12 protein-coding genes are annotated in these 11,064 nt (G+C 41.0%); all 12 read right to left on the reverse strand.

Translation table 11 applies throughout. The annotated features are described in order from the left end of the window. Positions 1-1,269 carry a peptidase U32 family protein gene (locus NCCP133_RS02190; protein ID WP_264803323.1) on the reverse strand — a complete coding sequence of 423 codons (1,269 nt, stop codon included), beginning with the start codon at positions 1,267-1,269 and terminating at the stop codon, positions 1-3. A gap of 61 nt (positions 1,270-1,330) precedes the next feature. Then, on the reverse strand, positions 1,331-2,260 hold the full coding sequence (locus tag NCCP133_RS02195; RefSeq protein ID WP_264803324.1) for a peptidase U32 family protein: 930 nt from the start codon (positions 2,258-2,260) through the stop codon (positions 1,331-1,333). A gap of 5 nt (positions 2,261-2,265) precedes the next feature. After that, positions 2,266-2,904 (reverse strand): O-methyltransferase, encoded by a 639-nt coding sequence (locus tag NCCP133_RS02200; RefSeq protein ID WP_264803325.1) that lies wholly within the window; start codon positions 2,902-2,904, stop codon positions 2,266-2,268. Between the two features lie 257 nt (positions 2,905-3,161). Continuing rightward, positions 3,162-4,295 carry an endolytic transglycosylase MltG gene (mltG, locus tag NCCP133_RS02205; RefSeq protein ID WP_264803645.1) on the reverse strand — a complete coding sequence of 378 codons (1,134 nt, stop codon included), beginning with the start codon at positions 4,293-4,295 and terminating at the stop codon, positions 3,162-3,164. Positions 4,296-4,648: 353 nt separating this feature from the next. After that, positions 4,649-4,933, reverse strand: coding sequence for a DUF1292 domain-containing protein (locus NCCP133_RS02210; RefSeq protein ID WP_009333059.1), 285 nt, complete (start codon positions 4,931-4,933; stop codon positions 4,649-4,651). Between the two features lie 13 nt (positions 4,934-4,946). Then, entirely contained in the window at positions 4,947-5,363 is a 417-nt protein-coding gene (gene ruvX / locus NCCP133_RS02215; protein ID WP_264803326.1) for a Holliday junction resolvase RuvX, read from the reverse strand. Between the two features lie 2 nt (positions 5,364-5,365). After that, positions 5,366-5,632 carry an IreB family regulatory phosphoprotein gene (locus NCCP133_RS02220; RefSeq protein ID WP_009333061.1) on the reverse strand — a complete coding sequence of 89 codons (267 nt, stop codon included), beginning with the start codon at positions 5,630-5,632 and terminating at the stop codon, positions 5,366-5,368. A 263-nt stretch (positions 5,633-5,895) separates the two neighbouring features. Then, on the reverse strand, positions 5,896-8,529 hold the full coding sequence (alaS, locus tag NCCP133_RS02225) for an alanine--tRNA ligase (RefSeq protein ID WP_264803327.1): 2,634 nt from the start codon (positions 8,527-8,529) through the stop codon (positions 5,896-5,898). Positions 8,530-8,996: 467 nt separating this feature from the next. Further along, complete coding sequence (locus NCCP133_RS02230) at positions 8,997-10,079, reverse strand: AI-2E family transporter (protein WP_264803328.1); 1,083 nt, start codon at positions 10,077-10,079, stop codon at positions 8,997-8,999. A 118-nt stretch (positions 10,080-10,197) separates the two neighbouring features. Next, a complete protein-coding gene (locus NCCP133_RS02235) occupies positions 10,198-10,323 on the reverse strand; it encodes a YrzQ family protein (RefSeq protein ID WP_309298032.1) in 126 nt (41 codons plus the stop codon). A 33-nt stretch (positions 10,324-10,356) separates the two neighbouring features. After that, entirely contained in the window at positions 10,357-10,548 is a 192-nt protein-coding gene (locus NCCP133_RS02240) for a hypothetical protein (RefSeq protein ID WP_264803330.1), read from the reverse strand. A gap of 15 nt (positions 10,549-10,563) precedes the next feature. Beyond that, complete coding sequence (locus NCCP133_RS02245; RefSeq protein ID WP_264803331.1) at positions 10,564-11,034, reverse strand: PRC-barrel domain-containing protein; 471 nt, start codon at positions 11,032-11,034, stop codon at positions 10,564-10,566. Positions 11,035-11,064 lie beyond the last annotated feature (30 nt).

The raw sequence follows: 11,064 nt of genomic DNA on the forward strand, positions 1-11,064 counted from the left end.
TTAGAGCTCCTTTCGCATCATGTTGTTAGGGTATACCGGACTTTCAACCTTAAATTGAACAATTTGAAGCGGATGGCGTGCTGCATCCAGCTCATTTCCTTTTTCATCCCAAATTTTATCGATGACTTGTGTGAAGTTTTCAATTTCAGGACCGAAAAATTCAACTTCCTGCCCAGGCTTAAAGTTATTTCGCTGCTGCATCGTAACAATCTGTGACTCATGATTGTAATCAAGAACTAAGCCAACGAAATCAAAATTCGTCTTTTTGCTATGATTTCCAAACATTTGCTCTTTATACCCCGGAACCCCTTCAAAGAAAGCAGTCGCTGTTTCGCGATTAGCACATTTGTCCAGCTCTTCTAGCCATTCCTGCTTAATTTTAAAGTTTTCAGGGTCAGCGCAATAAGCGTCAATTACTTTTCGATATACACTTACTACTGTAGCTATATAATGGATGGATTTCATGCGTCCTTCTATTTTTAAACTGTCAATTCCCAACTCAATCATGCGCGGAATCGATTCGATTAACTTCAAATCTTTAGGGCTCATGGCAAAAGGAGCATCTCCTTCCCCATATAATGGAATCTCTTGTTCGCCCTCAAGCTGATACAGGTCATAATCCCATCGGCATGACTGGCAGCATCCGCCGCGGTTAGAGTCACGGGCTGTCATGTGATTGCTCAGCGTACACCGTCCGGAATAAGCAATACACATCGCACCGTGGATAAAGGTTTCAATTTCAATATCAACCTTTTCCTTCATCTCCTTAATTTCTTCTGCACTTGTTTCACGTGCAAGAACGACACGCTCCAGCCCTTCTTCCTTCCAGAACTGAACAGCCTTCCAGTTGGATAAAGATTGCTGTGTGCTTAAATGCACTTCAATTTCAGGTGCCACACGGCGGCACGTTTCAATAATAAGCGGATCTGCAACTATAATCCCTGCAACCCCTGCGTCCTTAAGACCAAGAAGGTAGTCTTCGAGACCATCAATATTTTCATTATGCGCGAAAATATTTGTTGTAACATAAATTTTCGCCCCATATTTTTTAGCGAATTCAACGCCTTCTTTCATTTCTTCAAAAGTGAAATTGCCTGCGTTTGAACGCAGCCCGTATTCCTGTCCGCCGATAAATACTGCGTCAGCTCCATAATGGACGGCAATTTTCAGCTTTTCTAGATTTCCTGCCGGAGCAAGCAATTCAGGCTTCTTCACAATAACCCTTTTGCCATTGACAATTTCGGAAATAGTATCTTTTACCGCTGTCATTATAGCTGCCTCCTTTTTCTAATCATTTAATTTTGATATACCGCAGACTAAGAAGCGCTGATTAGTATACCGTTTCTTTGAAGAAGAATCCTGTATCAAGCGGACGGTTGGACGGCTGAATCTTCTCTATTTCAGCTAAGAGATCAACTTTGATTTCATCATATTGATCCGGATCTTCAGCAAATGCATCGATTGCTTTCCTATAAATTTTAGTAACCTCAATGATATATTCCGGGCTTTTTAAGACTCCCTCTATTTTAAATGAATCAACTCCGGCTTCCATCATCTCCTGCAGTTCATCAATAATGCAGATATCATTTGGGCTCATAATATGAGTTCCATTTTCATCTTCAAAAATCGGATATTTATTTTCACGTTCTTTATCATGAAGGAACATATTTTTTTCCTGTTTGCGATTCTCGACTTCCATTGCCTTGCCCTGGTATTCATAGTAATTTCCAAGCAGAGAACGCTTTGATTGGAACATCGCTGTCATTCCATGCACCTGCACTTCAATTTCAACCTCAGCATTTTCTTTTATTTCAATTATGGCATCCATATTGATCTCTCGTGCAAGAACTGCACGGGCAGCTCCCTTTCTGCCCCAGTAATTGCATGTATACCAGTTTGTTGCCGTTGTTTCTGTATTCCAATGCAGCTTCATGTCAGGTGCTGCTTGACGTGCGGCCATTAAGACGGCCGGATCTCCAAAGATGATTGCATCTGCATTGATCCCTTTTAAAAAACGGATATAACCCTCAAGCTCCGGCACTTTATCATTATGGAAAAGCGCATTCATGGCCACATACACTTTTTTTCCTTGCTCATGAGCGATTTCCACTGCTTTTTTAACATCTTCTCTTGAGAACTCTCCGGCAAGCCTTAAGCCGTATCTTTGTTCACCAACAACAAGCGCATCGGCACCAGCTGACATTAGTGGAATCAAATCTTCAACCCTCTTTGGTGTCACTAGTAGTTCAGGTTTTTTCATCACTTTCACCTCTTTTTACTAATTGCCACTCCATCCCCTACGGGCACAATAACTGTGTAGTACTCAGAATGACTCATTAACCATTTATTATAACCATCAATCTTTTTAACCAGATTCCGAATACGCTTGTTCTCAATTTCAGACTCACAAACAAGTCCTTTAAAAAGAACATTATCTGTAATAATCATTCCGTCATCAGAAAGAAAACGTGAATACATTTCAAAGAAACGCTGATATTGGCCTTTTGCCGCATCGATAAAAATGGCGTCATACGGGCCATGGTGCATAGCGTCCTCCTCTGTTTCAAGAGCATCTCCCTTTATAATCAGAATTTGCTCATTCTTTCCGGCTTCCTTAATATTTTGCTCGGCAAGCTGATAACGCTCAGCATCTCGTTCAATCGTTACAATTTTTGCATCAGGTATTGCATAGGCCATCCTTAGTGCTGAATAACCAATTGCTGTACCGACCTCCAAAATCGTTTCAGGATTTTGTATACGCAAAAGCTGAAGCATCGCCTCTATTCCTGCAAGCTCCATAATGGGTACGTTATGATCTTTGGCGTAGGTCTCCATTTTTTTAAACAGGTCCGGTCTTTCCGGAATTATTTCCTCTATATATGCATGCAGCCTATCATTCTTCAAGCTGGCATCACCTCAAGTCTGTTATGGATATAATTTATAGTTAAGGAAGTCGCCTCCGCTTTTCTTTTTAAACATGAAAAAATAGCGTTCACAGATAGGATGTGAAAATGCGCAGTGCTGCATTCTGGCGGCAAGGCCGTTCTCCATGCTTGTCCGTGATATACGCTATCGCAAAGCTCTATTAAAACACCTGATCTATTTTACCATAATAAAAAGGGGAATGCTATATTTTCGAGCGTTCCCCTTTTTTTGGCATCTTAATTGTTCGTAATATGCTGTGCTTTTTTTTGATTATGCTCATCCAATGTCTTTGAAAACAATACATCTCCTGTGGATGTAGCAAGGAAGTATAGGTAGTCGGTTTCAGCAGGAAGCAATGAAGCTTCAATTGATGATACACCTGCATTCGCAATTGGTCCAGGTGTCAGGCCTGGATACTTATAGGTGTTGTACGGAGAATCGACTTCCAAATCCTTATATAGAACCCTTGCTTTATGTTCCCCTTTTGCATAAAGGACTGTTGGATCCGTCTGAAGCGGCATGCCCGTTTCAATCCGGTTGTAAAACACACTTGCAATCTGATCGCGGTCCACTTTTTCTGTTGCTTCTTCCTCAATCAGCGACGCCATGGTCAATAGTTTATGAGGTGTGAATTCCTTCTGTTCCATATCTCCCCGGTATTTATCAATGACAGATTTTGTTTTATCAAGCATAACTTTCACCACTTCTTCTACTGTCACATCTTCTTTATAAAATGGATAAGTTGCAGGAAATAAATATCCTTCCAAAGGATATTTGATATTTTCAGCTAAGATTTCTTCTGTTAGCACATTAGGATATTCCGCCATTAAGGATTTAATAAAAGCCTTGTCATTCAGTTTCTCAAAAACCTCTTCCGGCTGTTTATTAATTTTTTCACCAATGATACCAGCAATCTGCTCAAGCTGCTTCCCTTCTGGAATAGTAATTTTAAAGACCAGCTCTTCCATCACTTTCCCCGTTTTTAAGCTATCCAGTATTTCAGGCATCGTCATGGAAGGCTTCAATTCATATTCACCAGCCATAAATCCGGCTTCATTTTTGAACTTTACATAATATTTAAAGACTCGTGCATCTTTTATGATTCCATGTTCTTCTAGAATATTAGCGATACCGGTTACAGAGGAACCGATAGGAATTTCTACTTTCTTTGATTGGCCACTGTCTGGATCAGCCGGCTTCAAAGCTGAATTAATATAAAAATAACCTCCGCCAAGCACCGCAACAGCTGATATAAATAAAATAATGGCTACAATTAAAACAATTTTACGCACAACTTTCGCTTCGCTTTGCCGTTCGATCATTTTTTCCCGGATAACTTCCTTCTTTCCCTTTTTCCCTTCTGTCGACATCACAAATCCCCTCCGATCCCATAGACGTTGGCTCTATCATGCAAAGACAGGATTTATCCATATCTCTGGTTTAAAAATTCAAGTGAAAACTGCCGGTATGCTTGCCAACAGGCCTAAGAAAAACTATATAGTCTCTTTGTTCTTCTATACATCTCGGATTATTATACTATATTTTCTTTTTGAAGTCGCAGGATATAACAAAAAACCATAGGATCCGCCAATTATTTCCACTAAATTTGCTGAAATTTGCTGATAAAGTATTTTTTAACTGTAAGAAAAAGGATCTCTCTTCCCCGTAAGAGAAGAATCTTTTAGCCAAAATAAAAATACCGGCTCTCAGGCCGGTATTTTTATTAATCTTCTTGCTCATCAAGGAATGTATTAAGCATTTCCTCAATCAGGTCCCATTCTTCTTCAGTCTCGATTGGCTGCAATTCTCCGTCCTTGCTGTCTTCGCTTGGACTGAAAGCAGATGCATGAATTTCGATTTCTTCATCGTCATTTTCATCTGCCCCAACAGGGTAGTAAAGAACGTATGATTTTCCAAACTCCTCTGAATCAAACGTGAACAATACTTCACACAGCTGTTCGTTGCCTTCCTCATCAATTACTGTAATGTTGTTGTCTCCATGGTTCATTTCTTTCACCTCATTAATTTTGGCTATTTAAAAAGCCTTGTAAAATCATGACGGCTGCCATTTTATCAATGACCTTTTTCCGTTTTTTACGGCTGACATCAGCTTCAAGCAAAACTCTTTCCGCTGCTATCGTGGATAGACGCTCGTCCCATAACACAACTGGCAGGCCAAATAGCTTTTCGAGCTCTGATGCATAAAACTTGCTTGCCTCTCCGCGAGGGCCAATGGTGCCATTCATGTTTTTTGGCAACCCGACGACAATTTTACTGACTTCATGCTCCTTTATTATTTCACCAATTCTCTCAAAACCAAACTTTTTTTCCTCTTCGTTGATTTTGATGGTTTCCAAGCCTTGCGCCGTCCATCCAAGCGCATCGCTTAGAGCGACACCGACTGTCTTAGAGCCGACATCCAATCCCATAGTCCGCATGTTTACCCCTCACGCTGCTGTTTTAAGTATGATTTTACCAATTCTTCAATAATCTCGTCCCGTTCGAGCTTGCGGATGATGTTTCTTGCATCCTTATGGCGGGGAATGTAAGCTGGATCCCCGGACAGCAGGTAACCGACAATTTGGTTAATTGGGTTATATCCTTTTTCCTGAAGCGCACCATACACCTGAAAAAGGACTTCATTCACATCTTGTTCAATTGGTTCTTCAGGAAAATTGAACCTCATTGTTTTATCAAATGAGCTCATTTCTTACACCTCGCTTTTTCTGTACGAAGATTGGGGTACCTAATTCACCCGGTTTTGCAGGTTTTAGATTGCCAACATCCGGTGAACATCCAGCTTGTCCAATTCTTCATAACGGTTTGGCATGTTGAAGCTGCCTGAGTATACAGAGCGATTAATAAACGATCTTGTTCCTGCCAGGAAACATGGTGCAGAACAAGCTGACTCTTCCTGATTTTGAACAATCTCTCATGGTTACCTTCATTTTACACTACTTTTTCGGGATATCAAACGGATTTAACCCATTCTTCTACAAATTGCAGGGCGTTATCAAGTTTTTCTGGGTCTTTTCCGCCGGCTTGCGCCATGTCCGGACGGCCGCCGCCGCCTCCGCCGCATCGGGAAGCGACTTCTTTAACTGCTTTGCCGGCATGGAAGCCTTTCTTAATGAGATCATCTGTCACTCCTGCAATAATATTCACTTTACCCTCATTCACACTGCCTAATACTACTATAGCTGATTCAAGCTTTTGTTTTAAGTCATCAGCCATGCTGCGAAGATTATTCATATCTGCTGCTTGCACTTTTTCGGCAAGGACTTTTATTCCATTGATATCCTTGGCTTTCGATACAAGGCTTCCTGCTTCAATATTACCCAATTTTGCAGCTAATGATTCGTTCTCGCGCTGAAGCTGTTTCATTTCTCCCAGCAAAACATCAATTCTTGGTGTCAAATCCTTAGGATTTGTTTTAAGTTTGCCTGCAGCTTCTTTTAATAAATGGATTTGATCATTCATCAGTTTGTATGCAGCCTCTCCTGTAACTGCCTCAATTCTGCGTGTTCCTGCTCCAATTCCGCTTTCTGATTGAATCTTAAATAATCCGATTGAGGCAGTGTTTAGAACATGGCATCCCCCGCAAAGTTCAAGACTGTAATCTCCAATCTGAACTACACGGACAACCTTCCCGTATTTCTCGCCAAATAGAGCCATAGCCCCCATTGATTTTGCTTCATCGATATCTTTGTACTCAATATCTACATCTAGGCTTTGCCATATTTGTGCATTTACAATTGATTCAATCTTTTCAAGCTCTTCAGCTGTGATCTGTCCAAAATGGGAGAAGTCAAAGCGCAGGCGATCAGGTCCCACTAACGATCCTGCCTGGTTTACATGGCTGCCCAACACATCTTTTAGAGCCTGATGAAGCAAGTGGGTAGCAGTATGATTTTTAATTACCTTTGAACGAGTTTGCTCGTTTACGGAAGCAAAAACGGATGCATCCGTTTTTAAAGTGCCATCTTCCACTACTGCTCTATGAAGGTTTTGACCGTTTGGAGCTTTTTGGACGTCCTTAATGGCAACTTTTAGACCTTCAGCTTCCAGGACTCCCTCATCAGCAATTTGACCGCCGCTCTCAGCATAAAATGGCGTTACATCCAGAATTAGCTGAACTTCTTCCCCAGTCTGCGCTTCTTCGATTAATTGCCCTTCTTTCACAATTGCTGCGACTTTAGCTTCTGTCTGGTGCTTGTCATACCCAATAAATTCACTCTCTGTTTTCAATTCTCCTAAAACGCCACCTTGAACTTGCATGGAATCTACATCATGGCGTGCTGACCGTGCACGTTCACGCTGCCTTTCCATTTCCCTTTCAAACCCGTCATGGTCGACCTTCATGCCTTCTTCCTCTGCGTATTCCTCTGTCAGTTCAACCGGGAATCCGTAAGTATCGTAAAGGCGGAAAACATCTTCACCCTGAATGAAATCATTTCCTTTTTCCTTTTCCTTTTTAATAACGGAAGAAAGGATTGACAGCCCTTCATGAAGCGTTTCATGGAAACGTACTTCTTCATTTTTGATTACCTTTTGAATAAACTCTGTTTTCTCTTTTACTTCCGGATAGTAATCCTGCATGATTTCTCCAACCACCGGAACAAGTTCAAACATGAATGGCTCATTGATATTTATTTGTTTAGCATATCGTACCGCGCGTCGAAGTAATCTCCGAAGTACATATCCACGCCCTTCGTTTGAAGGCAGTGCACCGTCACCGACTGCAAACGCTACCGTCCGGATATGATCGGCAATGACTTTAAATGCAACATCTGTTTCTTTTGCTGCACTATATTTCTTGCCGGAGATCTCCTCCGTTCCGTGTATAATTGGCATAAACAGGTCTGTGTCAAAGTTGGTAGGGACACTTTGAACAACTGATGCCATTCGTTCAAGACCCATGCCTGTATCAATGTTTTTCTTTGGGAGAGGCGTGTAGGTTCCATCAGGGTTATGGTTGAATTCAGAAAAAACAAGGTTCCAGACCTCTAAGTAACGCTCATTTTCCCCGCCAGGATATAATTCGGGATCTTCCAGGTCATTTCCATATTCAGGTCCGCGATCATAAAAAATTTCAGTATTCGGACCGCTTGGACCCTCTCCGATATCCCAGAAATTCCCTTCCAGGCGAATGATCCTCTCTTCCGGAACACCTGCCTTTTCGCGCCAGATACTAAATGCTTCATTATCTTCCGGATGAATGGTTACTGATAGCTTCTCTTCATCAAACCCAATCCATTTTTCATCTGTCAGAAACTCCCACGCCCAAATGATTGCTTCCTCTTTGAAATAGTCGCCAATCGAAAAGTTACCGAGCATCTCAAAGAATGTATGATGCCTTGCTGTCTTTCCTACATTTTCAATATCATTCGTGCGGATTGATTTTTGTGCATTTGTGATTCTTGGATTCTCAGGAATCACGCGTCCATCAAAATACTTTTTAAGAGTTGCTACTCCACTGTTAATCCAAAGAAGAGAAGGGTCATCATGTGGGACAAGTGATGCACTGGGTTCAACAGCATGGCCCTTTTCCTTAAAAAAGTCTAAAAACATTCGGCGAATTTCTGCACCTGTTAATTGTTTCATCTCAACCAGCCTCCTATAAGTTATGTATTTTTGAATCACCTTAATAATGGCAACAAAAAAAGCCCTCATCCCTGGACAGGGACGAGAACTTGCTCGCGGTACCACCCTGATTATGGAAATAAGGCATGAAAGCAATTAGCCTGTTTCCATCTCTCAGATCCTTAACGCGGATAGACGGCAGGGATTAACTGCACTCGGGATTAGCTTTCTGTTATCCTTCATCTGGGAATCCTTTCAGCCTGGGAACTCCCTCTCTTGTGTGAAATGAACTGATGGCCATTCCACGCAGATGGTCTTTAACATACTCATTCCGTCTACATGTTTTCATGTTAAATTTAATGTTCATTAAAGTTCAAAAAGGAGGTATCGGGAATCAGAGATTCAACTGCCTTTTTTCCCGGACTTTTTGAACAGCATCTTTATAGACGCATTATAGCGACTTTTCAGGATCCTTGTCAATACAGCCATTAAGATCCAGACAATTTGGTTTCCGTTTTCTTAGCAAAATGTTTTCTGACATGAATGAGACTCACTTTCAAAACAGCCAAAATGGGAACGGCAATGATCAGTCCCAGTATCCCTCCTGCCTCCCCGCCCGCAAGCAAAGCAAGCATGATCAAAAGCGGATGCATATGAAGACTCTTGCCTACAATTAGAGGCGATAGAATATTTCCCTCCAGGAACTGAAGTACTATGATGATTGCAATGGTAATGACAATCATTTTTACAGAGAGTATGGATGCAATGAGGACAGCAGGTACTGCTCCTATAATAGGGCCGAAATATGGGATTACATTGGTTATTCCGATAATCAGCCCAAGCAGGAGCGGATAACGCATGCCAAATATCCAAAAAAGTAAAGAGGAAATCGCTCCAATTGATGCACATACAAGGAGCTGCCCTCTAATATAGCTTCCAAGGGACTTATCAATATCCCTTAAGAATAAAACCCCTTCCTTCCTCCAAATTCTTGGAGTTAGATACCAGGCCGCCTTCTTCATAACCGTATAATCCTTCAGCAGGTAAAAAGAGATAAATGGAATGACAGCAATAATAACAGCATAATTGAATATATTTAGCAGTGAATCAATAACTCTTGTAAGCAGTTTATCCAATGTCCCTTCCACTGCGATAATTCCATCATCAATTCTGGACTGCAGGCCATCTGGCCATGTTGAGGTCTTTTGCTGTATAACATCAACCCATCCACGATACTGATCAGCAAACCGGGGAGCATTTTCAGCAAGGTCTCTTAATTGATGGATAAAAGCTGGAATTCCTTTATAAAAAGCAAAACCAACTCCTCCGAAGAATAAAAAGTAAATGATAAAAACGGCTATTCCTCTATGGAGCCCCGATTCGTGTAATTTCTCCACTATAGGATGAAGGAGATATGTTATAAAAGCTCCAATAATAAAAGGAATGAAAACAGCAAAAAAAATTTTCAAAACTGGCATCCATAGAGCCTGAAGCTTTATAAAAACAAAAAGAACAATAAATAAAAGGAGCAGAAATCCAAGCCGGTAGTACCATTTCCATCGAATATCCAATAGGGTCTGCCTCCTTTTGTTTATTTTTGAGAGATTATTCTTGAATTATGCATGAATCCCGTTTTATTCCGAATAAAAAGGCTGACCCTAGTTTCCTTCGGGTCAGCTTAAAAACTACTTAGAAAATGGCTTTTGTTATTCTTTTTTGCATTCGTTTCATCTGACGTCCTGACATCAGGTTGTTTTTTTGAGCATATTTATAAGCTGCCATGCCTGCACCAATTAACATTGCAGAGGTTAACATTCTGTTCAATTGTCTCACCTCTTTCGTCCTGATTCACGAAAGGTAGCGGCGCTCGTCTTCTTCAAATAAATCGTCAAGGGAGCTGAGTGTTCCATCTTCCTCTACTTGATGTGTATTAATGACTCCTTTAGACAATGAAAGTTCAATAAAGCAATTCCAGCAATAGAATTGGTTAATACCTATTTTCCCGATATCTTTGCTTTGGCAATTCGGACATTTTAGCATGGAAAAGACACCTCACTATTTTACATTTACAATGATGGCATCTTTTCCAATTGCAGGGGGGGCATCTGTTTTTATTACGCGTTTTCCTTCCAGCACATCTGAAAAGAAGCCATCCGACAGTTCATACCCTACAATTGTCCCCAATTCTTCCGAAAAATATACATCTTCAAGCAAACCAAGCCGCTCTCCTTCTCTGCTCATTAACATCTTTCCAGTTAATCGATTATGGCTTTCGAATGTATATTCTTCAATCTTAGGAATTGCTCTTAGGACAGAGGAATCTTCGACCATTACACCATCCCATCCAAAGGAGGCTATATCTTCAATTCCGATCAGATAGTTCTTTTTCAGCAGAGCACCCTTTCGCAGCAATAATCCTTTTACCAGCCCATCTCCTGTAATGGATAAATCACTTACTACGCCTATTTTATTGCCTGTTTTTACTTCCATAACAGGCAGCCCTTTCAATAAAGAAAATGTCCGCAAGGAATATCCCGCCTTCCCGAACATTTATAG

It is taken from the genome of Cytobacillus sp. NCCP-133, from assembly GCF_026011715.1.
In the GTDB taxonomy this organism is placed as follows: Bacteria; Bacillota; Bacilli; order Bacillales; family Cytobacillaceae; genus Cytobacillus.

What these genes read in the sequence shown, in the direction of transcription:
- NCCP133_RS02190 (WP_264803323.1), bottom strand. Translation starts at nt 1,269, where the DNA reads ATGACAGCGGTAAAAGATACTATTTCCGAAATTGTCAATGGCAAAAGG.
- NCCP133_RS02235 (WP_309298032.1), bottom strand. Translation starts at nt 10,323, where the DNA reads ATGTTAACCTCTGCAATGTTAATTGGTGCAGGCATGGCAGCTTATAAA.
- alaS (WP_264803327.1), bottom strand. Translation starts at nt 8,529, where the DNA reads ATGAAACAATTAACAGGTGCAGAAATTCGCCGAATGTTTTTAGACTTT.
- ruvX (WP_264803326.1), bottom strand. Translation starts at nt 5,363, where the DNA reads ATGCGGACTATGGGATTGGATGTCGGCTCTAAGACAGTCGGTGTCGCT.
- NCCP133_RS02195 (WP_264803324.1), bottom strand. Translation starts at nt 2,260, where the DNA reads ATGAAAAAACCTGAACTACTAGTGACACCAAAGAGGGTTGAAGATTTG.
- NCCP133_RS02210 (WP_009333059.1), bottom strand. Translation starts at nt 4,933, where the DNA reads ATGAACCATGGAGACAACAACATTACAGTAATTGATGAGGAAGGCAAC.
- NCCP133_RS02240 (WP_264803330.1), bottom strand. Translation starts at nt 10,548, where the DNA reads ATGCTAAAATGTCCGAATTGCCAAAGCAAAGATATCGGGAAAATAGGT.
- mltG (WP_264803645.1), bottom strand. Translation starts at nt 4,295, where the DNA reads ATGTCGACAGAAGGGAAAAAGGGAAAGAAGGAAGTTATCCGGGAAAAA.
- NCCP133_RS02220 (WP_009333061.1), bottom strand. Translation starts at nt 5,632, where the DNA reads ATGAGCTCATTTGATAAAACAATGAGGTTCAATTTTCCTGAAGAACCA.